Origin of the sequence: uncultured Vibrio sp. (assembly GCF_947488985.1) — a bacterium.
In the GTDB taxonomy this organism is placed as follows: domain Bacteria; phylum Pseudomonadota; class Gammaproteobacteria; order Enterobacterales; family Vibrionaceae; genus Vibrio.
This window is the reverse complement of the sequence record NZ_CANLBV010000049.1, coordinates 1-26,954: the sequence shown is the minus strand read 5'-3', so window position 1 is coordinate 26,954 and position 26,954 is coordinate 1. Positions and strand designations below refer to the sequence as shown.

The 26,954-nt window shown below is 46.8% G+C and carries 24 protein-coding genes and 1 pseudogene; 15 read left to right on the top strand and 10 right to left on the bottom strand.

What is annotated here, in order from left to right:
- Positions 1-315 precede the first annotated feature (315 nt).
- Entirely contained in the window at positions 316-1,875 is a 1,560-nt protein-coding gene (gene glpD, locus Q1A70_RS12055) for a glycerol-3-phosphate dehydrogenase (protein ID WP_299691376.1), read from the bottom strand.
- A gap of 189 nt (positions 1,876-2,064) precedes the next feature.
- Complete coding sequence (glpK, locus tag Q1A70_RS12050) at positions 2,065-3,591, bottom strand: glycerol kinase GlpK (protein WP_299691373.1); 1,527 nt, start codon at positions 3,589-3,591, stop codon at positions 2,065-2,067.
- Positions 3,592-4,024: 433 nt separating this feature from the next.
- On the opposite strand from glpK, the gene Q1A70_RS12045 reads away from it, so the two are divergent.
- From Q1A70_RS12045 to Q1A70_RS12015, 7 genes are all read left to right on the top strand, one after another.
- Positions 4,025-4,693 (top strand): response regulator transcription factor, encoded by a 669-nt coding sequence (locus Q1A70_RS12045; RefSeq protein WP_299691370.1) that lies wholly within the window; start codon positions 4,025-4,027, stop codon positions 4,691-4,693.
- Between the two features lie 15 nt (positions 4,694-4,708).
- Positions 4,709-6,172 (top strand): sensor histidine kinase, encoded by a 1,464-nt coding sequence (locus Q1A70_RS12040; RefSeq protein ID WP_299691382.1) that lies wholly within the window; start codon positions 4,709-4,711, stop codon positions 6,170-6,172.
- On the top strand, positions 6,172-7,284 hold the full coding sequence (locus Q1A70_RS12035; RefSeq protein WP_299691367.1) for an ABC transporter substrate-binding protein: 1,113 nt from the start codon (positions 6,172-6,174) through the stop codon (positions 7,282-7,284). The genes Q1A70_RS12040 and Q1A70_RS12035 overlap by 1 nt, the downstream gene beginning before the upstream one ends.
- A 144-nt stretch (positions 7,285-7,428) precedes the next feature.
- A complete protein-coding gene (locus tag Q1A70_RS12030; protein WP_299691364.1) occupies positions 7,429-8,493 on the top strand; it encodes a 4-oxalomesaconate tautomerase in 1,065 nt (354 codons plus the stop codon).
- A 387-nt stretch (positions 8,494-8,880) separates the two neighbouring features.
- Complete coding sequence (locus Q1A70_RS12025) at positions 8,881-10,074, top strand: tripartite tricarboxylate transporter substrate-binding protein (RefSeq protein WP_299691361.1); 1,194 nt, start codon at positions 8,881-8,883, stop codon at positions 10,072-10,074.
- 285 nt (positions 10,075-10,359) lie between these two features.
- Entirely contained in the window at positions 10,360-12,363 is a 2,004-nt protein-coding gene (locus Q1A70_RS12020) for a tripartite tricarboxylate transporter permease (protein WP_299691359.1), read from the top strand.
- 16 nt (positions 12,364-12,379) lie between these two features.
- Positions 12,380-13,252 (top strand): universal stress protein, encoded by an 873-nt coding sequence (locus Q1A70_RS12015; protein ID WP_299691356.1) that lies wholly within the window; start codon positions 12,380-12,382, stop codon positions 13,250-13,252.
- A gap of 390 nt (positions 13,253-13,642) precedes the next feature.
- Here the strand turns inward: Q1A70_RS12015 and arsB are convergent, their stop codons facing one another.
- The 5 genes from arsB to Q1A70_RS11990 form a co-directional block, all read right to left on the bottom strand.
- Positions 13,643-14,698, bottom strand: coding sequence for an ACR3 family arsenite efflux transporter (arsB, locus tag Q1A70_RS12010; protein WP_299691353.1), 1,056 nt, complete (start codon positions 14,696-14,698; stop codon positions 13,643-13,645).
- Between the two features lie 98 nt (positions 14,699-14,796).
- A complete protein-coding gene (locus tag Q1A70_RS12005; RefSeq protein WP_299691350.1) occupies positions 14,797-15,138 on the bottom strand; it encodes a winged helix-turn-helix domain-containing protein in 342 nt (113 codons plus the stop codon).
- Positions 15,139-15,330: 192 nt separating this feature from the next.
- Entirely contained in the window at positions 15,331-15,738 is a 408-nt protein-coding gene (locus tag Q1A70_RS12000) for a glycine zipper family protein (protein WP_299691347.1), read from the bottom strand.
- Between the two features lie 31 nt (positions 15,739-15,769).
- Positions 15,770-16,432 carry an START domain-containing protein gene (locus Q1A70_RS11995; RefSeq protein ID WP_299691344.1) on the bottom strand — a complete coding sequence of 221 codons (663 nt, stop codon included), beginning with the start codon at positions 16,430-16,432 and terminating at the stop codon, positions 15,770-15,772.
- A complete protein-coding gene (locus Q1A70_RS11990; protein ID WP_299691340.1) occupies positions 16,429-17,592 on the bottom strand; it encodes a glycosyltransferase in 1,164 nt (387 codons plus the stop codon). The genes Q1A70_RS11995 and Q1A70_RS11990 overlap by 4 nt, the downstream gene beginning before the upstream one ends.
- Before the next feature lie 263 nt (positions 17,593-17,855).
- On the opposite strand from Q1A70_RS11990, the gene Q1A70_RS11985 reads away from it, so the two are divergent.
- From Q1A70_RS11985 to Q1A70_RS11975, 3 genes are all read left to right on the top strand, one after another.
- Complete coding sequence (locus tag Q1A70_RS11985) at positions 17,856-18,653, top strand: Cof-type HAD-IIB family hydrolase (protein WP_299691338.1); 798 nt, start codon at positions 17,856-17,858, stop codon at positions 18,651-18,653.
- 262 nt (positions 18,654-18,915) lie between these two features.
- Positions 18,916-19,563, top strand: coding sequence for a DsbA family oxidoreductase (locus Q1A70_RS11980; RefSeq protein WP_299691335.1), 648 nt, complete (start codon positions 18,916-18,918; stop codon positions 19,561-19,563).
- 23 nt (positions 19,564-19,586) lie between these two features.
- A complete protein-coding gene (locus Q1A70_RS11975) occupies positions 19,587-19,898 on the top strand; it encodes a Fis family transcriptional regulator (protein WP_299691332.1) in 312 nt (103 codons plus the stop codon).
- 48 nt (positions 19,899-19,946) lie between these two features.
- Here the strand turns inward: Q1A70_RS11975 and Q1A70_RS11970 are convergent, their stop codons facing one another.
- Entirely contained in the window at positions 19,947-20,543 is a 597-nt protein-coding gene (locus tag Q1A70_RS11970) for a murein L,D-transpeptidase catalytic domain family protein (protein WP_299691379.1), read from the bottom strand.
- A gap of 503 nt (positions 20,544-21,046) precedes the next feature.
- On the opposite strand from Q1A70_RS11970, the pseudogene Q1A70_RS11965 reads away from it, so the two are divergent.
- The 5 genes and pseudogenes from Q1A70_RS11965 to Q1A70_RS11945 all read left to right on the top strand — a co-directional run.
- A pseudogene (locus Q1A70_RS11965) lies at positions 21,047-21,259 on the top strand (glycerate kinase); the annotation flags it as partial.
- Positions 21,260-21,549: 290 nt separating this feature from the next.
- Positions 21,550-23,001: a catalase gene (locus Q1A70_RS11960; protein ID WP_299691329.1), complete on the top strand. Its 1,452-nt coding sequence runs from the start codon at positions 21,550-21,552 to the stop codon at positions 22,999-23,001.
- Positions 23,002-23,208: 207 nt separating this feature from the next.
- Positions 23,209-24,081: a patatin family protein gene (locus tag Q1A70_RS11955; protein WP_299691326.1), complete on the top strand. Its 873-nt coding sequence runs from the start codon at positions 23,209-23,211 to the stop codon at positions 24,079-24,081.
- Between the two features lie 189 nt (positions 24,082-24,270).
- Positions 24,271-25,197: an acyltransferase gene (locus Q1A70_RS11950; protein WP_299691323.1), complete on the top strand. Its 927-nt coding sequence runs from the start codon at positions 24,271-24,273 to the stop codon at positions 25,195-25,197.
- A gap of 180 nt (positions 25,198-25,377) precedes the next feature.
- Positions 25,378-25,554, top strand: coding sequence for a hypothetical protein (locus Q1A70_RS11945; protein ID WP_299691320.1), 177 nt, complete (start codon positions 25,378-25,380; stop codon positions 25,552-25,554).
- Between the two features lie 43 nt (positions 25,555-25,597).
- On the opposite strand, the gene Q1A70_RS11940 is transcribed toward Q1A70_RS11945, so the two are convergent.
- A complete protein-coding gene (locus Q1A70_RS11940; protein WP_299691317.1) occupies positions 25,598-26,320 on the bottom strand; it encodes a tRNA (adenine(22)-N(1))-methyltransferase TrmK in 723 nt (240 codons plus the stop codon).
- A gap of 345 nt (positions 26,321-26,665) precedes the next feature.
- Positions 26,666-26,824: a hypothetical protein gene (locus Q1A70_RS11935; protein ID WP_299691385.1), complete on the bottom strand. Its 159-nt coding sequence runs from the start codon at positions 26,822-26,824 to the stop codon at positions 26,666-26,668.
- Positions 26,825-26,954: the final 130 nt, after the last annotated feature.

Sequence of the window (26,954 nt, the reverse complement as noted above, 5' to 3'; positions counted from 1 at the left end):
TCAGTGTAATTATCATAGTTCGTAGCATGATCCTGATTTTACTAAAAATCAAGCACCTTCAATGATCACGGGTATATCGACTTTTTTAAGTTGATTTATAGGATTGGTAAATGTATTTGTGATATCTCCCTAAATATAACCAGAGCTCCGGATGTGTTTGAAGATAGAACCTGATCACTGAGTCTGTTTTATGTATCTAGTGCTCGCAAATTTGTGTTGAGTCCATCATGTAGCGGTGAGAGCTAATAGCAGAGGTGGTAGAACGAACAGTAGCCGTAACAACGAATAGCTGTGGTGATAAACTAACAGCGAGCACTAGCCGACCTGAGACAAACTCACCACCTTGCTTTGTCGCTTCTCTTTCAAGTAGTCAGCCAGTACTTGTTGCTCGGGCTCACTCATGTAGAGCCCAAGTTTGGTTCTGCGCCATAAGATGTCTTGGTCAGCGATCGCCATCTCTTGGTCAATCAGGTAATCGATCTCAGCTTGATACACGCCATGTGCCTCGTGAGAGAATTGAATGCCAAGATCAGCTTCGCTATTCGCGCCTTTGAGAAGTTTCCACGTGTCAGTCCCAAATTGAGTGACATAACGTAACAGCAGTGCCTGCGAGCCCCAAGGGTACTTAGTGTGAATCATGGCGGCCAGTTGCTCTCTGCTGCAACTGAAGTTACCACCGGGAAGTGAACCATTGGCTGTCCAAGGCGTCCCCATATTCGTTAGGTATGGTTCTAGCTTGTTCAGTGCCGCTTCGCTGAGTTTACGATATGTGGTGAGCTTGCCGCCGAAGATCGAAAGCAGTGGCGCTTGGCCAAGCTCTGCATCGAGCTCTAGTGTGTAGTCGCGGGTGATCGCTTGTGGTGAATCCGATTCGTCATCACACAGTGGTCTGACGCCACTGTATGCCCAAACCATATCTTCACGCTTTAGCGGCTGCACAAAGTGCTGGTTAACAATATCAATCAAGTAATCGATTTCATCATCATCGATCGCCACCTCACGTGGATCACCTTGATATTCCAGATCAGTGGTGCCGATAAGTGAGAATTTGTCGAGGTAAGGGATCATGAACACAATACGCTGGTCTTTGTTTTGCAGAATATACGCTTGTGGCTCGTCATGAATGCGCGGCACAACAATGTGTGACCCTTTTATCAAGCGAATATTACGTGGTGAAGTTTGCTCTAAACCACTATCAAAGAACTGTTTTACCCAAGGACCCGCTGCGTTAACCAGCGCCTTCGCTCTGCGTTCAAAGCGTTGTTCTGTCATAACATCGTAGATAGTGACATGCCACACATCACCGGAGCGGCGCGCGCTTTCAACGCGGCAGTAGTTTCGTATTTCGGCATTGTGCTCTTTCGCGGCGAGCACATTAAGCAATACCATGCGCGCGTCATCCACCCAGCAATCGGAGTATTCGAAGCCTGTTTTGATCTCTGGCTTCAATAGACCGGATTTCGCCAAGTCTACTGTTTCACTACTCGGGAGTGTGGTGCGCTTGCCCAAATGATCGTAAAGAAATAGGCCACAGCGAATCATCCAAGCAGGACGTAAAAAGGGGCGATGGGGTAAACGAAAACGCATCGGTTGGGCAATATGCGGCGCTTTTTTTAGCAAAATCTCACGTTCGGCGAGTGCTTCTGAAACCAAACGAAACTCATATTGTTCAAGGTAGCGCAGGCCACCGTGGATAAGCTTTGAGCTGGCAGATGAGGTCGCAGAGGCGAAGTCATTGGCTTCGTATAAACCCACGTTGAGACCACGGCCTGCGGCATCGGCCGCAATGCCCGCACCATTGATACCGCCACCGATCACGATTAAGTCTAGAGTTGAAGATAGACTGGGCTGTGAATCATGTTGTTGAGCACTCATTAACGTGTCTCCCTTGTCAGTGAATGAGCATATCTGCAATACGCTTTAACTTTAGATTAAGTTTCGTTTACGGCTCGACTATTCATCCATACATCCATACATCCATACATCTATACATACATCCACTCAGCGATGCATCGCCTAGCGAGTGATGATTCACGTGTATGAGTCAACTCAACGCAGAGTCTTTTAGGCTTCGTTTTCGTCGCCATCGTGCATTTCAGACCAAACCTGTGCACATTTAATGGCGCGCTTCCAGCCTTTGTAACGGCGGCTACGCTTCTCTTCATCGTGGTGTGGCACAAAAGTTCGGTCTACAACGGCTTTGTCTTGCAGTTCATCAATGCTGTTCCAGAAGCCAACCGCGAGGCCAGCAAGATAAGCGGCACCGAGTGCGGTCACTTCTGTCACTTTAGGCCGATGAACCTCGGTATCGAGTAGGTCCGACTGGAACTGCATGAGGAAGTTATTTGCGACGGCGCCGCCATCGACACGTAAGTTTGCGAGTTGAATACCTGAGTCGGCTTGCATTGCGTCGAGTACGTCACGAGTTTGATAAGCAATGCCCTCCAGCGTTGCTCGGATAATGTGGTTAGCGTCAACCCCGCGTGTTAGTCCAACAATCGTACCGCGCGCGTACGCATCCCAGTAGGGCGCGCCTAACCCGGTAAACGCAGGCACTACGTACACGCCGTTGGCAGAATCGACTTTGGTGGCAAAGTACTCAGAATCTTCAGCGCAATCTAGCAGCTTCATTTCATCTCGTAGCCATTGAATCGATGCGCCGCCCATGAATACCGCCCCTTCCAGTGCGTATGCGGGCTCGCCGTGAGCACCGCAGGCTAGCGTAGTCAGTAGGCCATTTTTAGAGGTGACTTTTTCTTGGCCAGTGTTCATCAGCAGGAAGCAGCCCGTGCCGTAAGTGTTTTTAGCCTGACCCGCTTCAACACACATTTGACCATACAACGCCGCTTGTTGATCACCGGCGATGCCCGCAATTGGGGTACGATTTCCGCCTTTACCCCCAAGGTTGGTTTGGCCGTATATTTCAGAAGAACGTTTTACTTGAGGCATCATAGAGGCGGGAATGCCCATTTCATCAAGCAGGGTTTGATCCCAAGATAAGTTGTTGATGTTGAATAGCATGGTTCGTGACGCGTTGGTGTAATCCGTAACGTGTACACGGCCTTGAGTCATCTTCCAAACCAGCCAAGTATCCACCGTACCAAACAATAATTTGCCTGCTTCGGCGGCTTCACGAGCGCCTGTAACGTGGTCGAGAATCCATTTCACCTTGGTCGCGGAGAAATAGGGATCAAGGACCAAACCAGTATTGTCGCGTACGTACTCAGCTAGGCCTTGTGATTTTAGCGCTTCACAGATGTCTGCGGTGCGTCGGCATTGCCATACAATGGCGTTATACACTGGCTTGCCGGTCTCTTTGTTCCAAACAATGGTGGTTTCGCGTTGGTTGGTGATACCAATACCAGCAAGCTCATCGCTGCTAATGCCTGCCTTGGCTAACGCTTCAATCAAGGTCGAACTTTGGGTTGCCCAAATTTCCATGGGATCATGCTCAACCCAGCCCGCTTTAGGGTATATCTGGGTAAATTCCCGTTGAGAGCAGCTGACGATGTTGGCGTCATGGTCGAGGATCACAGCGCGAGAGCTTGTGGTGCCTTGGTCGAGAGCAACAATGTATTTTCGCTCGGTCATGGTAAGAATCCTATTTCCTTCATATCTATATGTTAGTCAATCTAAGGCGACTTGGGGATGAAACTTGAGCTTGTTCAGCTGGTTAACGCCGGATCAAATGGTTATGCTCCAAGGTGGATCAAATTACCTGCGTGGCACTGAATTCACAACCGGTACGAGACGCTGTTTATGGCGTTTTGTGATAGCAGCTTGTATGAGGAGCATGCTGGTAGTGGTAGTGGTAGTGGTAGTGATAGTAGTTAGTAGCGGGTACGCTTAGTGTCGGTACAAAACAGAATGTTCTAAATGTGACGCAGTACTGCACCTTGTTTTACTATTGTTATCTTTGTTATTGAAATTTTCCGCCTACTTGAGAACAATCACTTTCTTTTGGTGAACTTAAGCTTTTAGTAAACGATAGGCTCAGGTAAACCTAAGTTTAGGTGGAGGTAAGATGCGAATATTAGTAGTAGAAGATGATCGTTTGATCAGTGAAGCCATCGAGCAGCGCTTTATCGACCTCGGTCATGGCGTTGACTGTGCCTATGACGGTGCCGTCGCCTTCTCGATGATCAGCCACACCGATTTTGACTTGGTGATCCTCGACCTAAACTTACCCAATAAATCGGGCGAGCAGATCATCAAACACATTCGCCAATCTTCTGATACGCCCGTGCTGATTCTGACCGCGCGCAGCGATGTGTTCGACCGAATTCAGCTGCTGGATCTAGGGGCTGATGACTACCTAACCAAGCCCTTTGATTTTGGTGAATTGGAGGCGCGCTGCCGTGCGATTGTGCGTCGTCGTCAGGGCTGTGATCAGAATCTAGTGTCGTTTGGTGACATCGAGTTCGACAGCGCTGGGTGCCGAGTTAGAGTCAAAGGTCAAGCCATTGAACTCAAGCAGCGTGAATACCGCTTGTTAGAAATCTTTCTCAATCATCTCAATCGTGTGATGAGTAAAGAAGAAATCATCGACCACTTATACAACTTCGATAACCCGCCCAATACCAATGCGATTGAAACCTATGTTGCTCGCTTGCGAAAGGCCTTAGCCAACAGCAATGTGGAGATAAAAACCCTACGCGGTCTTGGCTATGTGCTTAACAAAGTCGAAGGTTAAGCCTCAGTGTTCAAGATGAGCGCACTCAGTCAACCTTTCCGCTTTCGAACGAAATCGTTGAGGTTTCAATTGCTGTTTTCGGCGACTTGCTTGTTATGCCTTATCAGTTTGATGACCTTGGTTGCGGTCAAACGCTACGCATATCAAACCACCCAAATGTTTTACGACCGCCAGTTGAATAATGCCGCCTTGCAGATCATTGAGCGGGTTCGCTTTAATGGCTTCTCATTCCACGTTGATATTCCGATCGCCGCTTTTAAGTCGCTGGCTGACTCACCCACCGATAAAGTGTTTTATCTTGTTGCCAGCGCGGCGGATTCAACCGAGTCGGGCTACATTTCAGGCTATAAAGCGTTGCTCGATGAGCCTCGGGTGCGTGATGAAATCGATCACTATCAGATCAAGCTTGAGCCCGAAGCCGCTTATTTCTATTTAACTTTCAAAGGGGAGTGGGTGCGTTGGTCGTTAGTCAGTCGAGTGATGAATACCAGCGAAGGTCCCCAGAACATCTACGTTTTGGTCGGACAAACCACACAGGCGCGGCAAGTATGGGAGAAGCAGCTCTCAGACTACGCGGTCAAGCTGCTGCTTGCCGTGATGCTCAGTGCGTTATTAGTGATTGTGTTTTTGATTGTAAAGGTGCTCAAGCCCGTTTATGCGATCAACCAAAAGATGGCAAGGCGCTCGAACTTAGATCTTACGCCTATTGATCTCGATGCCCCTGAAGAGGTTGAACACTTGGTGCAAACCATCAATGTTTTCATGTCTCAACTTGATAAAAACTTAACCAACCTTAAGAGCTTTACTGGCGAGGCCGCGCACCAATTAAAGACGACAATCGCTGGCATTAAAGCGCAAATCGAACTCGCTAAAAGCAAGGCCAGCGACAGTCATACTCTGGACTATTTAGACAAGGTGACCGGCGCGTGTGACGTGCTGGAGCGCACCGTCGAGCAACTATTGAGCCATGCGACGATTCGCCATCGCTTTCAAATTATTGAGCCAGCCGAGCTCAATTTCAACGAGTTGGTCAAGAATACCAGCCGTGATTTGGCGATGAATGCACTCAATAAAGACATCGAACTGAGCTATATCGAATCCCTCAGATTTTACATTCGAGGCGACAGCTTTTCGCTGACTCAGATGCTGACCAATCTCATCGAAAACGCGATTAAATATTCGCCAAAAGGCAGCAACGTTGAGATTGAATTACGGCAACAAGGCAGCAAAGCGGTGCTCTATATTCGCGACTTTGGTCCAGGCATCGAAGATCAAGACAAGCCGCATGTGTTTGAGAAGTTTTATCGCAGCCCGAATGCGCAAAGCCAAGGGACGGGACTTGGGATGAGTATCGCGCTGGATGTCGCTCAGACGTCCAATGCCGTTTTGAGCTTAGAAGATACGAACCCAACACAAGCAAACAATCGCGGCCTGACGGTGAAAATCCAGTTCCCGCATACTTATTGGTGGGAGGTGTGATGATGAAATTATGTTTAGCGGGGCTGGCAGGGGTAATAGGGATAGCAGGGCGACTGTCGATTATTTTACTCACAAGCGCGCTATGCGTGACGGAAGCAATGGCCGAGTCGAAGTGGAATTCAGCCAAGGATGACGCTCTAGTGATTTATGGTGCGGCTTATCTTTCAGAAATGAAGCCGATCCTCGATGATTTTCAGCGCCGCCACCCGAATATCCCTGTCCGTTACCAAGCGATGAGCAGCAACGTGTTAGATCATCATACTCGTGACCAAAAACCGCTTCAGCCAGATATCACCATCAGTTCGGTGATGGACTTGCAATTGCGCTTAGTCAATGATGGCTATGCGCTGCCTTACCAGATCAATGTGCCGGGGTATAGCCTTCAAGCGGGCATCATCCCTTACTGGAGCCAATGGCGAAATGAGCTGTTTGGCTTTAGCTATGAGCCGGCGGTTATCGTGTTTAATCGATCTTTTCTTGAGGGGAAAGAGGTGCCGTTGAGTCGGGTTGAACTGCTGAGCTTTATTCGTCGTCACAGTGATGAGTTGATGGGGAAAATAGGGCTGTTTGACATCCGTGATGTGGGAATAGGGTATTTATTGTGGTCGTTTGAACGCGCGCAAACGACCAATTACGGACAATTTTTAGAGCTGTTTAACCTCCATCAGGCACGCACTTTTGATAGCTCGGCGGCGATGCTCAGAGCGTTGACTAACGGTGAGATCGCCATCGCTTACAATATCATGGGCTCATACGCAAACTCATGGCAGTCGAAACACAAAGATGTGGTGATTGTGGCGGCGAACGATTACACCCCTGTAGTGATTCGTAGTGCCTTTATCAATAAAACCACCTCTCGACCTAAGCAAGCTCAAGCGTTTATTGATTATTTGTTTTCATACTCAGGGCAACAATTGATGGCCGAGCAAACCAATATGCCGCCGGTGCGGACCGATATTAAAGGTGCTAAGTCTGCGGCGGTGTTGCGTGAGCAGTTTGCCAACCAACTTAAGCCGCTTGCATTAGATGTTGGCTTGCTGATTTTCTCTGATCAAAGCAAAAAATCCTTAGTCACGACGGAATGGGAGAACGCCCTCAAACGCTATGATTAGCTAGGTTGACACGCGAGATGCAGAATGATCGCAGTCGAAGTTTTGTCGAGTCAGCTACATGACAGTTTCGTTTCTTACTCTTGAAGTCCAAAAATGAGCATGGATTTGCTCTTTCACTTCAAGAGTTAGAGGTTGAAAACGATCATGAACGAGAATATTTCCTGCATGTTGATTCGTGGTGGCACATCGAAAGGCGCCTACTTCCTAGCCAGTGATTTACCTGACAGTGAGCAAGACCGCGATGATCTGCTAGTACGTATTATGGGATCTGGCGAAGGCCAGCAAATTAATGGTATTGGCGGGGGAACTTCGCTGACAAGCAAGGTGGCGATTGTGTCTAAGTCTGAACAAGAAGGCACCGATCTAGACTACCTGTTTGCTCAGGTGGCCGTGGATAAAAAAGAAGTCGATACCAAGCCATCGTGTGGCAATATTCTGTCTGGCATCGTGGCCTTCGCCAGTGAGAACCAATTGGTCAAGCTGAGCAGCCCATCGACCATGTTGCGAGTCAGAAACCTCAACACCAATACCATTATCGAAGTCTCGGCAGAGAGCCCTGATGGTCAGCTGCGTTACGATGGTGATGTGCGCGTGGATGGTGTCCCCGGCACGGGCTCACCAGTTCTGCTTAATTTCTTAGATGTCGGCGGTTCGAAAACGGGCAAGTTATTCCCTACGGGGAATGTGCGTGATGAGGTCGATGGAATTGAAGTGACGTGTATCGATGCGGCGGTGCCAATGGTGCACATTAACGCGCAAAACCTTGGCTTAGTGGGTAACGAAACCAAGTCGCAACTTGATGATAACGCCGCACTGTTGGCGCACATTGAATCCATTCGATTAGCGGCAGGTCGTTTGATGGGGATGGGCGATGTCACGGGCAGCGTTGTGCCTAAGGTCTCTTTGTTATCGCCACCCACTGCTGACGGTCATATCACGTCGCGCTATTTCGTCCCGCAGAACTGTCACGCAAGCCATGCGGTAACGGGAGGGATCTGTGTGGCAGCCGCGTGCATGATTGCGGGCACCGTTGCCCACGATGTAGTCCAAGGCATTCGCTCTGAAACGGTGATCATTGAGCACCCAAGTGGTCAAATTCAGGTCAATATCAAGGTCGAGCCGGGTGAGGTTGAGCCTGCGGTTCGTCAGGCGGCTTTGGTGCGCACAGCACGACCGTTGTTCAAAGGTCAGGTCTACCCAACCTTCTGATCTGCATTCTTGCACATCACGATCGCTGGCCCTGTGGCTGGCGATCGGTCTCGTAAGTAACTTGTCTCGCAATTAATCTGCATCATACCCAGCCTGTCTCATAGCCAATCAACTGGCCTCTCTTGTCTTAAATAGCCTGCCTTGGCCTAAGCGGACAATCTCACTTGGCATAACCTATTTCCTCCCGATAAAGCTATAAGATCAACTGCACCAACTTGATGCGCTCTGCTCTGTTTTTGTGCCTTAAAGGGCGATCTTTGTAACACTTTTGTTATCCAAATGAAGCGTGTCAGTTGGATGACAGGTTCGGCGACTAGTGTGTCAGAAACCAAAAAAAAATAGTCCAGCTGCAAGCAACACGCAGTCATAAGGATATTCGGAGGCTCAATGCGAAACGTACAACAACTCGGCAATAGACGACCATCAACCAAGGGGCCATTACTATCGAACGGCTCTTTTACTGTGACTCAAAAATTGTCTAAGTTAAAAGTTTGCCAATCATTATTGGTCACGCTACTTGGTATGGGGGCGGTATCCCATCATGCGCAAGCAGAAGATGTGTCGTTCGAAGGTAAACGTGTTGAGTTCGTTATGCCTTATAAAGAGGGCGGCGGTACCGATACATGGGGTCGTTTTTATGCGCCTTACTTGTCTCAATCTCTACCGGGTAACCCTGTCGTGGTGGTGAAAAACATCCCCGGTGGTGGTTCCACCAAAGGCGCGAACCAGTTTGCTCGCCGTGGGAAAGACAATGGACTCAATATTTTTGCAAGCTCGGCTTCGACTCAGTATCCCTATCTTCTTCAAGATCGCCGAGTACGTTACGACTATAACGATTGGAGTGTGATCCTCGCGTCTCCAACCGGTGGGGTGGTGTATGTTTCTCCTAAAGTGGGCATCGAGAACGTCCAAGATCTTTTCGATAAAAAAGATCAACTGAAGTTCCAATACGCGAGCCAAGGTGCCACTTCGATTGATTTGGTTCCGCTGCTTGCCATGGATCTATTGGGCTTAGATGTGCAAGCGATCTTCGGTATGCAAGGCCGTGGCGCTGGTCGATTGGCGTTCGAGCGTGGTGAAGTGAACATCGATTCTCAAACTAGCTCTTCTTACATCGACAAAGTCACGCCGCTAGTGAACGAAGGCAAAGCAATCCCACTGTTTAGCTTTGGTGTACTGGGAGAGGATGGTAAATTGCAACGCGACCCTAACTTCCCAGAGCTTCCTCACTTTGCTGAGGTCTACCAAATGTTCCACCCGCATCAAGCTGAAGCCCAAAGCGCTGAAACACAAGGCTACGCGGTGTGGCGTTCATTCTTCATGGCGGGATTTGCTGCGCAAAAGATGATTTTTGTGCCGAAGTCGACACCAGAAGAGATGGTGGCCGCGTGGCGTGAATCCGCGTCTGAATTGGTCACTCAACCGAATTTCCAACAACGCGCCGTTGAAGTTTTGGGGGATTACCCTCAACTGACTGGCGAACAAGCGCAACTGGCATTGGATGCCGCATTGTCGCTCGATGAAACTAACCTTGAATGGGTCAGAAACTGGCTCACGACCAACTACAATACCCGTTTTTAAACTGGCTACCCCCGAAGCCCAAGAAAAGAACCTGAGTGGTCACAAACCCTCAGTATAAATTGGCAGCGAGACTACGGCGTAAGATCGTAGCTCGCGCCTTTTCATCTCACTTTCTCCATCGCCACATCACAAGGCTCTAGCTAGGTTCAAGAGCACTAGGAAACGAGCGAACTCCCATTGCTTACCACTTGTACGAACAAATCGTCGGGCTTGGTGCATCGTGGGATTCGCTCCGTTGTGGCAAATGAAGGCGAAAGTGAGTCTCATGATAGAAAGGATTCAACGATGCTTAACGAACTCTTTGCAGCACTGGAAATTATACTAAGCGTTCAGCACATTACCTTTATGCTAGGTGGTGTATTGCTGGGCCTCGCCATTGGTATCTTTCCGGGGCTTGGTGGCATTGCAGGTTTATCACTGCTGTTGCCGTTCCTCTATGGTATGGACCCAATTTCAGCCTTAGCGATGCTTATTGGCTTAGTGGCGGTTATCCCAACCTCTGACACTTTCACCTCCGTATTGATGGGAATCCCGGGCTCAAGTGGTTCGCAAGCGACTGTGCTGGATGGCTTCCCAATGGCGAAGAAGGGTGAGGCGGCACGTGCGCTATCAGCCGCGTTCACTTCATCGCTATTTGGTGGCTTGTTTGGTGCGGTGATACTGACTGGTTTCGTGTTGATCGCGCGACCTGTGATCCTCGCTTTTGGCTCAGGTGAACTGTTCATGCTGACCTTGTTAGGTTTGAGCATGGTAGGTGCACTGGCGGGCAAGAGCTTGGTCAAAGGTCTGTCGGCGTGTGGTATGGGCGTGCTGCTTGGCAGTGTCGGCAGTGCCCCTGCGACGGGTGAGTACCGTATGACGTTTGACAACTTTTACCTGATGGATGGCATTCCTCTGGTTGTGGTTGGTTTGGGTATTTTTGCGCTTCCTGAAATCATTGACTTGCTACGTCAAAACAAACCGATTGCCAGCGCCAGTAAGCTAGGCACTGGTTGGTCTGCGGGTGTACGTGACTTTGTCGCCAACAAATGGTTGGCACTGCGCTGCAGTGTGATCGGCTGTATTGTTGGCGCACTTCCCGGCCTAGGTGGCAGCGTAGTGGACTGGATTGCTTATGGCCACGCAGTGCAAACCACTAAGAACAATCCTGAATTTGGTAAAGGCGATGTACGTGGCGTGATTGCACCGGAATCATCGAACAACGCCAAAGAGGGCGGTGGTTTAGTGCCGACTCTGTTATTCGGCATTCCCGGCTCTGGCAGCATGGCGGTATTCTTAGGTGGCATGGTCTTGGTTGGCTTAGAGCCGGGTCCTGCCATGGTGAGCACCGATCTGGACATCACTTACACCATTGTTTGGTCTTTGGCATTAGCGAACGTGTTTGGCGCGGGGGCTTGTATGTTGATTTCACCTTGGGTAGCGAGGCTGACCACGGTGCGTTATACCTTACTCGCCCCATTCATGGTAATGGTGATCTGCTTTGCCGCGTTCCAAGCCACGCGTGATCTTGGCGACTTAGTGACCTTATTAAGCATAGGTACACTGGGTGTGCTGATGAAGCGTTTCGATTGGCCACGACCGGCATTTCTGATTGGCTTCGTATTAGCCAATGGAATGGAAACCTACCTCTATCAAGCGGTGCAGTTTGACGGTGTCGCTTTCCTATTGCGTCCGGGTGTGATGATCATCGGTGCGCTGACCCTTTTCTCTTTGGTCTTCATGTGGCGTCAAAGTGCGAAGAAGAATAAACAAAGCGAAGCACAGCAAGGCCAAGCTGCTGCGGTGCGACCTTCGGTGAAGATCAGCAACCGCAAACCGCAAGTTATCTTTGCTGCCTTAGTTAATATCGCGTTTATGTACGGCATTTATGATGGCTACCAACAAAGCTTCTTAGGTGGCGTGTTTACTATCATCATTGCCAGCATTATGTGGGTGCTGTCTGGGGTGGTGCTATTCCAACTGCTGACCAAACCTGAAGGCGATGCGGTTTACTTTGATAATGAGTATGAGCAAGGTTACGCCTTTGATACCAACAGCATCAGCATGATGCACTACCTGTACTGGTTAGGCGCGTTGATCCTAGGTTGTTACTTTGTCGGTTACGTGATCTCTATTAGTGCGTTCTTCTGTCTGTTCTTGATGAGTAAAGCAGGGTTGAGTTTGATGCGTTCGGCATCGGTGACCGTCGCAGCTACTGGCTTCTTACTCGGTTTGACCCACCTGATGGTGTTGGATCTGCCGATTGGTTTGTTGCAGGAAGCGGTTGAACTGCCGTGGCCACTAGGATAATTGAAGGAAAGTAATTATGACCATTCGAACTATTATTATGCCCTTTGCTTCAATGGCAAACGCTGCTGAAAGACTAGAAGGGGCTTTGAGTGTCGCTCAATACTTTGGTGCGCATCTCGATGTTTTGCATGCCCAGATTAGCCCACAACAGTTGTTGCCAGAAGAGCGTCAATTATTGCCGAGCAAGTGGTTGAGCCGTATCGACCAATTGGTGAACAACTATGTTGCCGAAGACATGAACCAGTCTGAACTTGAATTCACGACCTTGTGCGACAAGCTTCAAGTGCCACTGTGTGACAGTGATAATTTGGGGATGAGCGAGGCCAACAAACAGGTGAGTGCTCAATGGCATAACCTAACAGGCTATCGAGCGGATGTGGTGTCTGAGCGGGGGAAGGTTTCTGATTTAATTATTATTCCTAAACCCGTTAACGGTAAAAGTAGCGTTAGCTTTGATGTGGCTATTGAGCATGGCAGTCGTCCAATTCTGTTGATGCCACGTGAGCAGAAAAGCTTTAATCCTGAATGCATCATGATTGCTTGGAACGGCGATGATCCGGGCGCGAGAGCCGTAAAAGCCGCGATGCCATTGCTGAGAAAAGCGAAAAACATCATCGTGGTGACCAGTGAGCGCTCATTAAACAAAAAGCCGAATCAACAAGATTTAGAGCGCTATTTGGGGCTGCATGACATCGAAGTGGAGTGTATCTCCTTTAAAGAGGGCAGAATAAAAACGCCGCAAGCGATCCTTGCCCATGCCGAGCAGTTTCATGCTGACTTGATTGTTGCAGGCGCATTGGCACACAAGAAGATGCACCAACAGATGCTAGGAGGCGTCACCAGAAAGCTACTCAGCAAAACTACGGTGCCGTTGTTTATGGTGAGCTGATTAGTATGGGATTTCGATGAATCAATCGGTGAGCGAAGGAGCGTCTCATTTCCCTCACCGACTATGATTTTTCGAAGATTCATCGCTGCATTTCAGGTGTCTGACAGCTTACCTTGTTAGAATAAACGGGTTGTTAAGCAAGCTGTTAAAGTAAAGTAAATTTATGGGCTAACTGATATTTGACCCGTCCGTCTATGTTTATGTGATCATCGTAATTATTCTCCTTTTACGATGACTTAGTTAGCCCCTTTTTACGCCAATAAATGCCGCTCTAAACCAGAGCGGCATTTTTTTTAAACGCCTTCTTGGTTGAGCCTGTCAATGCAGAGACTCCTGATGAGCAACCAAATAAAGGGCTTACCTCGATAGGTAAGCCCTTATACTTTTCTGCTAGATGTTAGACTGAACCGTTTGACCGTTGTAGTATTTGTCTTTCATTTTCAGCGCCACGTTCACTAGGTAAATCAGCACGGGCACTTCAATCAGTGGACCGATCACACCGGCAAACGCTTGGTCTGAATTGATACCGAATACCGAGATAGCGACAGCAATCGCAAGCTCGAAGTTGTTGCCTGTCGCTGTAAAGGCAATGGATGCGTTCTTGTCGTACTCAATGCCCATCTTTTTACCAATGAAGAAACTGATGAAGAACATGGTGATGAAGTAGATAGTCAATGGCACCGCAATCAATAATACGTCCATTGGCAGTTCAACAATCATTTCACCTTTTAGGCTGAACATCAGAACGATGGTTGCCAGTAGCGCAATCAATGTGATTGGCGAGATGCGTGGAATGAATACTTCGTTGTACCACTGCTCGCCTTTCATCGACACAAGGATCAGACGGCTTAGGAAGCCCGCTAGGAATGGGATTCCTAGGTAGATAAGAACACTGTGTGCAATGTCGACCATCGAGATATCCACCAACATGCCCTCGTAGCCAAAGACAGGAGGCAGAACACTGATGAACAACCAAGCCATAAAGCTGTAGGTCACCACTTGGAATGCACTGTTGAGAGCCACCAATGCCGCGCCGTACTCTTTATTACCACCGCCGATATCGTTCCAAACTAGAACCATCGCCACACAACGCGCCAGACCAATCAGGATCACGCCGACCATATAACCTGGGTGATCACCCAAGAAAATCAGTGCCAAGACGAACATCAGAATAGGGCCAACCAACCAGTTCATGATCAGAGACAGCTTGATGGCTTTCTTATCTTTTACCACGGTGCCAAGCAGGTTGTAGTTCACTTTAGCCAAAGGTGGATACATCATTAAAATGAGGCCAATCGCAAGTGGGATGTTGGTGGTACCAACCGACATCGAATCGTTCCACTGCTCGATTTGTGGGAATAGGGTGCCGAGTAAAACCCCCAGACCCATGGCAATAAAGATCCACAGTGTTAAGTAGCGATCTAGAAAACCTAACTTTGGTTTCATGATATTCTCTCTCTAGTTAGTATCGTCAATCGTCGAAAGGCGATTATTAAAGTCAAAGAATACGCTTAGTTGAGGGTGTTCAACTAAGCGTGATAAATCTATTTCAAAATGGTCTCGATCAGGGATTCAAATTGCTGAATATTATCGCGGTTAATGCGATAGCACATCTTCGGTGGTATCGATTCAGCGGTGATGAAGCCTGAGTTCTTTAAAATTCTGAGGTGCTCTGAGACCGTTGATTGAGCCAAGCCCAGTTCACTCACTAGGTCACTGTTCAAGCAGCCACCTGACTTTTCTAACGTGGAAAGGATGCTCAATATTCGTATTCTTGCTGGGTGAGCGAGTGCTTTCGCCAGTGCGGCCATTTGCTTTTCTGCTTCAGCATCACCGTGTGCGATGGGTAGAGAACAGCCACCAGATGTCGAGCAAGTTGAGTTCATATTGACGTCTCACTTTCAATAATCGTTAAAAGACGATTGATAGTAAGCTTATTTCAAATAGGGGTCAATGCCTGCTGTTTATTTGAACGAACTTTAAGGTGACGATTCAGCAACTATGGTTGAGCTCAGCCTTGAGTCCGCCAAGCAAAATGGCGTGAACATCGATTAAACGCCATTTTGCTTGGTTATCAGCTAGTTAAGAACGGTATAGCCTCTGCTGATCATACAGTTACGATTCACTTGAAACTTCTGTTGCTCAGATAGCTCAGCGGATTGTCTTTTTTGAGCGCCGTGATTTAAAGCGCCGCTGATAATACCGATGCCAGCGCCAATTTTTGCACCATCATGACCACTCCCGCCTGAGACAGCTCCACCAACCGCGCCCAGCGCTGCGCCCTTAGCGGTTGAACCGACAATAGCGCTGCCAAGAGAATCGACCTCTTCAGGCTTAACTTGTTGAGCGTATTGCTCACATTCATACAGATCGGCGTGATACTGTGTTTCATCAACACCTTTAGTATCGACAATGATTTGATTCGCAAATACTGAACTTGATGCTACAAGTAATATTGCTGCGATAGGAGAGAATGGAAATTTCATAATATAGACCTCTAGAATATTCATTGTATTGTTAAAGTGACGTGTAGTTCTCGATGAAATCAAGGCGACGATCGGTGTACTCCCCCGAATCCAACATCTTAGATAGCCCACGAAACGTGTTGTAAGGCTGAGAAACGGCCACCATGTTAATAAGCCAATAAGGAATATCTCCCCCTGGATCACTCAATACTCGATATGAGATATGGGTGGTGTTTTCGTCGATTGGTGTCAGGATCCAACTCGCCTCTAATTCAGCCACTCTGATGATTTCTTTATTATTGTTTGGCAGGTAATTAGGCCTACCATGCTGCTCAATGGTGACAACCATCGTTTTTGGATCTTGAGTGATGGTGTTCTCTACGATAGCTTCACGATCGGCAACCGGCCAAGGTGCCTTGGTATAGGTTTTGGTGATCGTGTGCGCCTCACTAAAATGCTCAATTTCTTCCATGTCATCGATATTTTCTACCCATTGCGTGCCAACAGAGGTGTCGATAAAGAGTGCGATAATAGAAGTGAGGGACGCATTGATGTCGCCTTCTGCTCGAAATTCTTTAAAGTGGCTGCCTTCAATTTTACGGTTATAAACCTCGATGCCTTTTTTATCACGTGCCAGTGACCAGCCATCGGTGTCTGATGCAAACACCGAAACTGAACAGGCAAGAAGAAGCAAAGTAATAATCTTATTCATCATGTTAATGAGCGTCCTTTCCAGCTGATTTTATTGGTTTTAGATAAGCGGTAACTGTTCAGCACGAGTAGGCTTTGAACACAAATACCGAAGGGTACGGTTAACGCGAATTTTGCGGGAACAAACAGTTCCTTAACTAAAATGAAGTAGGTGACGATCGACACCAAGAGCATCACAGAGCTGACAATGAGCGAGTAAGCATGAATGGCAGACATGTCACTGATGAAGGCGTTCGTCGATACCAGCATCAAAAGCGGTCCCGCCCATGCGATGATGTTGGCTTTGATGAAGATTTTTAAAGCTTGTGCTGGCGATTGACAATTCACAATAAGATTCATGTTTTTGGAAAAACCAGCCCAGATTGAGCTGAAGTCTGAATACATGTGCGTACTCATTAGCTTGTCTGCAAATGCCCAGAAAATCTTAAACCCATTGACCTTCATGACTTTTGCAAAGGCGATGTCTTCTGATATCGCATTTGCTACCGCAGCGTGTCCACCTACTGCGTCGTAGGATTTTCGGGTAAACAGCATCGCCTGACCGTTAGCAATCGCTTCTTCCTTAGTCATGTCGTTCGAGTCTTTAAAGTTCATATAAGATGCGATCGATAGAAAGATGCCCGGCAAAGTCGCTTTTTCCGCCACAGACGCAAAAGTTTGTTTTGGATTAAAAGATAAGAGGTCGGTTTTTTGTTGGATAGCAAAGTCGATAACGCTCTGTAGCATCACGGGTGCTGAATCGGTATCTGCATCAATGAAATACACATATTCACCGGTCGCGTTAAGTGCGCCAGCCATACACGCATTGCTCTTACCAAGCCACCCCGTTGGTAACGCTCTACCTGAAATACAGCGCGCGTTAACTTCGAATTTACTGATCAATGCTTCTACTTTTACTCGGGTTGAGTCTGTAGAAAAGTCATCAACAACAATGACTTCAAACTTGTCTTTTGGGTAGCTCTGCTTCAATAGAGAGCCAAGGCTGGTCTCAATATTATCTTCTTCATTTCGCGCAGGAATAATGACGGAAACAGTCGGCCACTCAGTTCTTTTGAATGACGTTTTAGGTTCAATGTGAACACGATGGCGCTCTAAATTCGCAAGTGTGATTAGAAATTTGACGGTAATGATGCAAAGCAAGGTCGTAATAATAGCTAAAATCATAATGACTGTGGTCGGAATAAGGTGATGGGGATGCAGGGAAGAATATAGTGGAATGTGATCTAACGCACATCTTGTATGTAGGGCTTAACCCTTCAAATAGGAATGTGCCTCTGCTTAGCGGTTGCCTTGTTAAGATGTGAAACGGCGACTGACTGGCGGTAAAATAAGCATTGTATTCACCAGCAATTTTAGCGATATAATCGACCCCAGAACCGTTACTCAAGATAACGAATGATCATAATCCAATAATAGGTACGCCCGACATGCCCCTACAAAACATCAAATTTATCGCGACTGATATGGATGGCACCTTACTCGATGAGCATGGAAAGCTCGACCCTGAGTTTTTCAATCTTTATGAGCGCTTAGAAGCGCAAGATATTATTTTTGCGGCGGCGTCTGGCCGCCAGTATTCTAGCTTGCTAGAAACATTTTCCCCGCTTAAAGATCGCATGATGTTTATTGCTGAAAACGGCACATTAGTGATGCATAAAGGGCAAGAGCTTTATAGCTGCTTGCTCGATAGGGATGTCATCAAAACGATCATCAAAGAGGCTCGCGCCATTGAAGGGGCGCACCTTGTGTTATGCGGTAAGAAATCAGCCTACATTGAAACTCAAGATCAACGTGCCCTTGCTGAAATCTCCAAGTACTACCATCGCCACGAGCAAGTCGAAGACTTATTAGCAGTCGAGGGTGACTTTATTAAGGTAGCGATCTGTCACTTTGATGGTTCTCAAGAGAAGTTGAACCCAACCATGAGTGCTAAGTTTGGCGACAACTATCAAGTCGTTGTGAGTGCCAAGATTTGGCTCGATGTGATGAACGCTGACGCCTCAAAAGGAGCGGCGATCAAACATTTGCAGAGCACGCTTGGTTTCACTTATGAGCAAACCATGAGCTTTGGTGATTATCTGAATGATTTAGAAATGCTCAAAGAGAGTTACCATTCTTACGCAATGGACAATGCCCATCCAAAACTGAAAGCGATTGCCCGCTTTAGTGCACCAAGCAATGCAGATGCTGGTGTGTTTCAGGTACTTGAGACACTGCTAACGTAACGCACTTCGTTTAACAAGATCCTAATTGAAAGCCAACTTTTGAAAATGAGCTGGCTTTTTATTGGCTTGCCAAATCTATTTTTTATTTATTGCAGTAAACACTTATTGCAGCAAATACTTAGTTAAATTTGAACGGTTGTTCAAACTGTTATAACCTGCGCCAAGGGTCGGGCATATTTTCGGGTAAACGCTCTTATCAATACTCCCTTTATCAAAGGCTCTCCTTTCAAAGACATTTTTATTAGAGGCACTTAGAATGACCATGCGCAATAAAATACAGCTCGATATTATTTCTGACGTAATGTGCCCTTGGTGTGTGGTCGGTTATAAAAACCTAGAACAAGCTATTGCTGAGCTTGGCTTAGTCAATCAGATTGACCTTGAGTGGCAACCGTTTGAGCTTAACCCAGACATGCCTGATGAAGGCGAGAATCTGCGTGATCACATCATGAAAAAATACGGATCTAGCCCCCAAGAAAGTCGACGTTCACGTAACGAACTGGCCGCTCGTGGTAAGGCGGTTGGCTTCGATTTTCACTTTTATGACAGCATGAGAATGATCAACTCACGCCATTTGCACGTACTACTCGATTTCGCGTTGGCGTATGGCAAACAGACAGCGTTAAAGTTACGTTTCTTTACTGCTCATTTTTCAGAAGAGAAAGATCTGTCTGATCTTGAGGTTATTACTCAAGAGCTAGAAGCGGTTGGGTTAGATTCAACCAAAGCGTTACAGCGCTTAAACAACGCCAACAATTTGAATCAAATCGAGGCGCAAGAGCTTGAATGGCATCGTATGGGAGTCTCTGCGGTTCCGACTGTGGTCTTTAATCGCACCAGTGCAGTGACGGGTGCACAAACGGTTGAAACTTATAAGCAGATCCTTAAAGACCTCATCGCAAAATTGTAAGAAAACTCAATAGTGGGCCCTTGATGCGTAAATTAGATAAGAAGCTAGAGAATCAGATTAGGAAGGTGTTAACCGATGCTTGTGAAAACACGTTGAAAGGTTACGAGGGTTTTCAATGGGTGACTCATTCGGTTAACTTCTCGTCTTTCCCGCAGAGTTTGAAAATCGTCTGTGTATTCGATACCAATCAGAGCAGAGCGAATTTTTTCGAAGGGCAGGGGCAGCAGCAGATCGCTGCTACCCTCCACAAGGCATTCGCTGAGGTTGGGATTCAGCTTAAGAGTGTCGATAAGCATGTCAGCTACGATACCCAGCAAAACGGCGCTCGTTGCTAACCTTAATTCAGAGGCCCGTCTCTTTTGGTATGGGCTTTTCTATTGTCTTTACGCGCTTGCGTAAATCACACTGCCGTCTTTTATCGTGTCAATAATTTCACGCGACAACTCCGGTGGTAGAGCAGGACAACCCCAACTACGGCCAAGATAACCGTTCTTCTCCATGAATGACTTTGACGCGTAAGGCGCACCATGCACTACGATATAACGCTCTCGCGCTTTGTCATTTTGGCCCTGTGTTAGGCCATCAAGTCTGAGTGAGTAACCGTTGCTACCATAGTAAGTATCGTCGGTTAGGAAGGTACCCAGTGACGTCTGACGAGAGTTGACGATATTAGAAAACTTGGTAGCCGTCTTTTGTCCACTGTTGACACCGTGCGAAACAAAGGTGTTGTATAGCAGTTCATTTTTTTCCATATCAATGACAAAAAAGCGTTTTTCCGTTGATGGACGGCTGTAGTCGATGATGGTCAGCAGAGGCTTTTTACGCCCCTCAGTTTGCTGGAATGCAAGGTAAGCATCACGATAGAGTTCGTAATTAAGTACACCTTCTAGATTCATTGATTCATAAGTTAGCTGTACCGAGTGTTCAGTTTTCGCAGGTTGGTCTGCTTGCTTGATTGATGAGCTAGCGTAAACCGCCATTGGAAAGGCAAAAAATACCCAAACCACAAAATATAAAGTGTTCTTCATTGTCTACTAAGTGTTTACTAAAAAAGGGGGATCGGCATACATATTTATCCTTGGCATATTAAGTCCTAGGAAGGCATGTATAAGTAAATGATTCTCGCGGCAATACTCCAAGCACGACTCTGCTTATACACGATTTATCTACGCTGAAATAAATATGCATTTAAGCTCAATGAGCGAGAGTTGTGTTAATTGTCATTCGTTTACGCGGTGAGAGGATAGTATATTAATTCAACTATCAATAAAACCGAAATGTGGTAAATCTACAGTCAGTATATTAGCTATGAACCCTTTACTTATGGGGCTTTAAGGGTTTTTGCCTTTAAATTTCAAGGAGCTGCGTTAGTGATTTTTGTGGGCGAGAAATAATCAGAGAGTGTAACAAAAGTTGTCTGATTACATAAAGGCGATCGCACTCGATTATCGTTCATATGGCTAAACTACGAGCAGCGTTTAGTGCTATCCTATAAGGCATCCCAACCATCGCCATTGCCGGAGCATTGGGTACCGAGGTTGACGTTTTGTATCGGAAGTTCAACAGCCTATTGAGTACAGTGAGAGTGCCACTCACCTTAGATAATGTCATACAAGAGGTGGAACGTAACGTGACACGAACAGCAAGAAATATTGCCGCCACATTACGTTTAGGTCGTGAAATACTGCAAAATTAGTAGTTTTAGATGGCAAGTTTACGGAATGTGATAGCGCTGAATTATGCTAGATAAGTATTTGATAAATTTGGTATAAACATTCTTTGAGAATGTTAAATGGTTATGATTTAGATCATTGATGTGATAGGTTTTGTCAATCATAGCGATAAGTGTAAACGATTATATTTTACTTTCACTCAAATCTATAATATATCCATATTTTCTGAGTAGGTTTGTGTGACAAATAGCTGCTATATAGGATCGAAGGTGCAGCAATTATGGTGTACCTAACAGGTAATAAGGGAATAATGATGAGTAAAAAACTAACTACAGCGTCGGGGTGTCCTGTCGCTCATAACCAGAATGTTCAAACTGCGGGCAAACGTGGGCCTCAACTTCTTCAAGATGTTTGGTTTTTAGAAAAACTGGCGCATTTTGATCGTGAAGTGATCCCTGAGCGTCGTATGCACGCGAAAGGTTCAGGCGCTTACGGTACATTTACCGTTACCCATGACATTACCAAGTACACTAAGGCGAAATTGTTTTCTGAAGTCGGCAAGAAAACGGAGCTGTTTACACGTTTTACTACGGTAGCGGGTGAGCGCGGTGCGGCGGATGCTGAGCGTGATATTCGAGGTTTTGCGGTTAAGTTTTATACTGAAGAAGGTAACTGGGATATGGTGGGTAACAACACGCCAGTATTCTTCCTTCGTGATCCTCTTAAGTTCCCAGATCTCAACCACGCGGTGAAACGTGACCCACGCACTAATATGCGTAGCGCGAAGAACAACTGGGATTTCTGGACCTCTCTACCTGAAGCGCTTCACCAAATTACCATCGTGATGAGTGATCGTGGTATTCCGGCAACTTACCGACACATGCATGGTTTTGGTAGCCATACGTTCAGTTTCATCAACAGCGACAACGAACGTTTCTGGGTGAAATTCCACTTCAAATCTCAGCAAGGCATTAAGAACCTATCCGATGCAGAAGCGGCACAAGTGATCGGTGATGATCGAGAAAGCCACCAACGTGATCTGCTTGATAGCATCGATAACCAAGACTTCCCTAAATGGACACTGAAAGTACAAGTGATGCCGGAAGCAGATGCCGCGAAGGTACCATACAACCCATTCGACTTAACGAAGATCTGGCCACACGCCGATTACCCACTGATTGAAGTGGGTGAGCTAGAACTCAACCGTAATCCTGAAAACTTCTTCGCAGAAGTTGAGCAGTCGGCATTCAACCCTGCAAGTGTGGTTCCGGGAATCAGCTTCTCTCCAGACAAGATGCTGCAAGGTCGTTTGTTTGCGTATGGCGATGCACAGCGTTATCGCTTAGGTGTCAACCACCACCATATTCCAGTTAACGCACCACGATGCCCTGTACACAGCTACCACCGTGATGGTGCAATGCGTGTCGACGGTAACCACGGCGGTACATTGGGCTATGAGCCAAACGATCAAGGCCAATGGGCCGAGCAACCTGATTTCGCTGAGCCGCCATTGAATCTAGAAGGTGCGGCTGATCACTGGAACCATCGTGAAGATGAAGATTACTTCTCACAGCCGGGTGATCTGTTCCGTCTGATGACTGCTGAACAGCAAGCGATTCTGTTTGATAACACGGCGCGTAACTTATGCGGTGTGCCAAAAGAGATCCAACTGCGTCACTTGAAACACTGTTACAAAGCAGACCCAGCATACGGCGAAGGCATTGGTAAACTGCTTGACATCGATGTAAGCGAATTTAAGTCGTAATCAATAAGTTTGATTAGTTAAATGAAAGGCCGTTGAGTGCATCGCTCAATGGCCTTTTTTGATCATTGGTCTAGGTAAATCATTGAATCTTAATTCATTACCTAACGATAGCTTTTTCCTATCGAAGTAATAAATTATGCCCATTATCTTTATGATTTGGGTGGGATTATCCTACGGCTATCAGTTTATAAAGTAGTAGAGTTTGAGATGAGTAAAAGCGCATTAATCGTTGAGGGTGGGGCAATGAGAGGCATCTTCGCAGCCGGAGTCTTAGATGCCTTTATGCAAGACGATTTTCTTCCTTATGATTTTGCGATTGGCGTCTCCGCTGGCGTGTCGAATTTGCTTGGGTATCTGTCGCAAGCACCGGAACGCAGCTACAAGGTGATCACGACCATGGCGACCGATAAAGCGTTTTATAGCCCCGCTCGTTTTGCGAAAGGCGGCAACTTGGTCGATGTGAAGTGGTTGTGGAACGAGTCAAATCAACGCTATCCACTCGATTGTGGGGAGCTGTTTTCAAATGTTCCGCTACTTGCCGCCGTGACTAATGTCGATACAGGCAACGCAGACTACTATCGTATCAGGCCTGAAAACTTGTCGAATGTCGTGGAAGCCACCACGGCTCTGCCTATTGCTTACCGTGAAACACCGTGTTTCTCGGGGGGATGTTATACCGATGGGGGTGTCGCCGATTCGATTCCTGTACGTGAAGCCTACCGTCTTGGCGCGCGTGACATTACCGTAATCCTCTCTCACCCTTTGAGTTACCAAATGAAGCCGCAGAAGTATCAGTGGATGCTCAACAAACTGTTAAAGAAATTCCCCAACATTGCGGAGTCGATGGCGGTACGTGCTGAAAACTACAATCAATCTTTGGAGTTCATTCGGAATTCACCTAAAGATGCGATCATCAAGGTGATTGCACCGCCAGAAGCGTTCGCGGTTAAGCGACTCACTATGGATCAAAACATCTTGGATGCAGGTTATGAGATGGGTGTGAAGGCAGGGGAGGAGCATCTGGCTATTCGAAAGGGCACGCACGGTTTAGACATTGAAAACTGTCACTTTTGTATCTAGTGGCGTTTTCAACCGTTGATGACGCAATACCTCTCGCTTCCATGCTATGTGTGGTTAATACCCCAACTATTGTCATAAACCCTGCTCCTCAGTAGTGGTTTGACCCCTTAGTTATTACCTTAATAACTAAAGAGAAAAATTTACAGATGAGTATAATAGCGGCTTTCGATTTTAATATAGCCGTGTTTTATGCTTGATAATTTTCGTATGGCCTTGACCGTATTTTTCGTCACCATTAATACCGCAGTGGCTGCGTTAACCTTGAGTCTGTTTGCTTTCATTAAACTTATTGCGCCCATCTTTGTGGTGCAAATATCATGTACTCACTTAGCGAACTTCACTTTTTGGTGCTGGGCTTCGCTTAATCTGTGGATGCTGAATATCAACAACGATATTGATTGGCAGGTCGAAGGTGGGGAAGACATTTCGACCAAGCAGTGGTACTTAATGATATCGAATCACCGGAGTTGGGCAGATATTGTGATCCTCTCATCGATAATGAAAGACAAGATGCCGATGGCTAAGTTCTTCGTTAAGCATGAGTTGCTGTATGTCCCTTTTGTTGGTTTAGCGTGCTGGGTGTTGGATATGCCCTTCATGAGACGTCACTCGCGTGATTTTTTGCTGCGTAACCCAGAGCGTCGTAATGATGACTTCAATGCGATCCACAAAGCGTGCACTAAGTTCAAGCAGGTACCGACAACATTGGTCAATTTTGTTGAAGGCACGCGCGCTAACCACAGCAAACTGGCGACAGCAAAAACGCCATATCGACATTTATTGAAGCCAAAAACGGGCGGGGTTGCATTTGCTTTATCGGCTATGGGCCCCTTATTAGATGGCATCGTCGATGTAACTCTGGCTTATCCAGAAAACCAGACCTCTCCGTTTGAAGATATGCTGAAAGGCAAATTGACCAAGGTGGTGGTACGTATCAAATTGCACCCGATGGATGAGAACGTGAATGGTAATTACTTTGAAGATAAAGCGTTTAAACGTCGTTTCCACCGTTGGTTGAATAATACTTGGCAAGAGAAAGATGCCTATCTTGATACGGTGTATGGGCTTGATACGGTATATGAGCCTGATACCGTTTACGGCAAAAAAAAGCCGTAAATTTAAGTCCTGCGACGACCTTAAAACTGAAGCCGACAGCTCACTGCACTGTCGGCTTTTTGTTGTGTATAACAAATTTTTCTGCTCGGTATAACCAAATCTTTTTTACTGGCTATGTTCAACCCGCCGAACCTACAAACGCAAATGGCAGACGCAAAAGCAGTAAGATTGACGCGATCGATGGCTCCTTCCGACGTGTATCTGGATCTTGGTGACATGAACTGGAGCGATCAACAGACGGTGGCAGTTATTCCTCGTATCGACCGATATGCACAAAAAGGCTTGCAGGGTAATATTGCCGATGCATTCACGCTGATTGCTGAAGCGGATATCTACCAGCAAAACATCGTTAACTAATGCATCACGCACTATAAGCCAGAAAAAAAGGGAGGGGGGAGCGTTAGATCGCTTGGTAAGCATCAATGATGTGCTTGACTTGACTGACCTTGCCTTGCTGCTCTTGCCCTTGATGAATACGCAAGTAATGCTGCAAGGTTTTGGCTTTGTATTGTTGTGATATTTGCCTTTTCTGTTCACAGTCTGCAGACCAGATCTTATCGCCAACCTGAGATATCTCACTCAGCAAGGGGTTGGTTTGGCTATCTTCTTGCTGATTACGGACCAATAAAATCTCGTAGTAACGGCGATTCTCTTCAATCAAGACTTCGTCAATTAGACTGAATTTTAGCGCTTTTAAATGGGCTCTCAACTCGAATTGATGATGGACAGGGCACAGCAAGAAATCGACCGCTTGGTCAGGGTATTGGCGGTGAATATCATCGACGAGCTTTTGCGTGAGATCACCGCCTACACCCGCAATGATCACCAGATGCCGACCCGGATACTTGTTCAGTGGAATGGCTGCGACATCCATGCAGTAGACTTTCCAGTTACTCGTGACCTTATGCTCTGCTGACGGCTTTAAAGGAAAGTAACGCGTGAGTTTGTCTTCGAGCTCATTCATCAGGGAAGGGACAATATCGACAAAATGAATCACAGGGGCTTTGTTGTCTGACAATAGTTGCACACCCAGAAATCCATGGTCGCAGCAACAGTCCCAAATGTGCTGATAGTCATTGCTCACAAGTGAGTGAAGAGTTTGTAGTCGGTTACTTAGCTTCATAGGATTCGTATTGTTAGAAAAGGGGCAGTGTTGTCAACAAATAGATAATGTCTTGTCGAAGGCGCATTGTAATGATTTTTTATGAAAACAAAAGCAGCACCGAGAGATGAATCCTAGGTGCTTTTTCTATGAATAGCGCTTTTCTATCAATGGTGCGTTCTATGCACGGTGCTTGTCTGTGTTCGATGCCTTACCAAGAGAAGAGGTGAAGCTATCAAAACGCTGCTGTTAACATGACTCTATGAGATTTGAGCCATCGGCTTAATATGTCCCTCAACACGATTCTTGCCAAGCTTTTAAGCGGCAAGTTTCGCTTGTTTCGCATCCGCCAACGATGAATCCGTGTCAGCTGCGATTGACGCAAATTTCGAGGAAGTAGAGTTTGCCAAACACGGCTTCGATGTTTGAGCGAATAATGGAATCGGCAAGGCGGATATTGGATGAGGATTGCTTGGTCGCGATTGTTTCTACTTTTTGCAGTTGAGCGATCGCGAGGTACAGCATTCCTCCGATTAACAAGAGTATATACCCGTGATCATTGAAGGTGCTTGATTTTCAGTAAAATCAGGATCATGCTACGAACTATGATAATTACACTGACTCCTCAACAGAAACTACAGCTCGAACAAATGCA

What these genes read in the sequence shown, in the direction of transcription:
- glpD (WP_299691376.1), bottom strand. Translation starts at nt 1,875, where the DNA reads ATGAGTGCTCAACAACATGATTCACAGCCCAGTCTATCTTCAACTCTA.
- glpK (WP_299691373.1), bottom strand. Translation starts at nt 3,591, where the DNA reads ATGACCGAGCGAAAATACATTGTTGCTCTCGACCAAGGCACCACAAGC.
- Q1A70_RS12045 (WP_299691370.1), top strand. Translation starts at nt 4,025, where the DNA reads ATGCGAATATTAGTAGTAGAAGATGATCGTTTGATCAGTGAAGCCATC.
- Q1A70_RS12040 (WP_299691382.1), top strand. Translation starts at nt 4,709, where the DNA reads ATGAGCGCACTCAGTCAACCTTTCCGCTTTCGAACGAAATCGTTGAGG.
- Q1A70_RS12035 (WP_299691367.1), top strand. Translation starts at nt 6,172, where the DNA reads ATGATGAAATTATGTTTAGCGGGGCTGGCAGGGGTAATAGGGATAGCA.
- Q1A70_RS12030 (WP_299691364.1), top strand. Translation starts at nt 7,429, where the DNA reads ATGAACGAGAATATTTCCTGCATGTTGATTCGTGGTGGCACATCGAAA.
- Q1A70_RS12025 (WP_299691361.1), top strand. Translation starts at nt 8,881, where the DNA reads ATGCGAAACGTACAACAACTCGGCAATAGACGACCATCAACCAAGGGG.
- Q1A70_RS12020 (WP_299691359.1), top strand. Translation starts at nt 10,360, where the DNA reads ATGCTTAACGAACTCTTTGCAGCACTGGAAATTATACTAAGCGTTCAG.
- Q1A70_RS12015 (WP_299691356.1), top strand. Translation starts at nt 12,380, where the DNA reads ATGACCATTCGAACTATTATTATGCCCTTTGCTTCAATGGCAAACGCT.
- arsB (WP_299691353.1), bottom strand. Translation starts at nt 14,698, where the DNA reads ATGAAACCAAAGTTAGGTTTTCTAGATCGCTACTTAACACTGTGGATC.
- Q1A70_RS12005 (WP_299691350.1), bottom strand. Translation starts at nt 15,138, where the DNA reads ATGAACTCAACTTGCTCGACATCTGGTGGCTGTTCTCTACCCATCGCA.
- Q1A70_RS12000 (WP_299691347.1), bottom strand. Translation starts at nt 15,738, where the DNA reads ATGAAATTTCCATTCTCTCCTATCGCAGCAATATTACTTGTAGCATCA.
- Q1A70_RS11995 (WP_299691344.1), bottom strand. Translation starts at nt 16,432, where the DNA reads ATGATGAATAAGATTATTACTTTGCTTCTTCTTGCCTGTTCAGTTTCG.
- Q1A70_RS11990 (WP_299691340.1), bottom strand. Translation starts at nt 17,592, where the DNA reads ATGATTTTAGCTATTATTACGACCTTGCTTTGCATCATTACCGTCAAA.
- Q1A70_RS11985 (WP_299691338.1), top strand. Translation starts at nt 17,856, where the DNA reads ATGCCCCTACAAAACATCAAATTTATCGCGACTGATATGGATGGCACC.
- Q1A70_RS11980 (WP_299691335.1), top strand. Translation starts at nt 18,916, where the DNA reads ATGCGCAATAAAATACAGCTCGATATTATTTCTGACGTAATGTGCCCT.
- Q1A70_RS11975 (WP_299691332.1), top strand. Translation starts at nt 19,587, where the DNA reads ATGCGTAAATTAGATAAGAAGCTAGAGAATCAGATTAGGAAGGTGTTA.
- Q1A70_RS11970 (WP_299691379.1), bottom strand. Translation starts at nt 20,543, where the DNA reads ATGGCGGTTTACGCTAGCTCATCAATCAAGCAAGCAGACCAACCTGCG.
- Q1A70_RS11960 (WP_299691329.1), top strand. Translation starts at nt 21,550, where the DNA reads ATGAGTAAAAAACTAACTACAGCGTCGGGGTGTCCTGTCGCTCATAAC.
- Q1A70_RS11955 (WP_299691326.1), top strand. Translation starts at nt 23,209, where the DNA reads ATGAGTAAAAGCGCATTAATCGTTGAGGGTGGGGCAATGAGAGGCATC.
- Q1A70_RS11950 (WP_299691323.1), top strand. Translation starts at nt 24,271, where the DNA reads ATGCTTGATAATTTTCGTATGGCCTTGACCGTATTTTTCGTCACCATT.
- Q1A70_RS11945 (WP_299691320.1), top strand. Translation starts at nt 25,378, where the DNA reads ATGGCTCCTTCCGACGTGTATCTGGATCTTGGTGACATGAACTGGAGC.
- Q1A70_RS11940 (WP_299691317.1), bottom strand. Translation starts at nt 26,320, where the DNA reads ATGAAGCTAAGTAACCGACTACAAACTCTTCACTCACTTGTGAGCAAT.
- Q1A70_RS11935 (WP_299691385.1), bottom strand. Translation starts at nt 26,824, where the DNA reads ATGCTGTACCTCGCGATCGCTCAACTGCAAAAAGTAGAAACAATCGCG.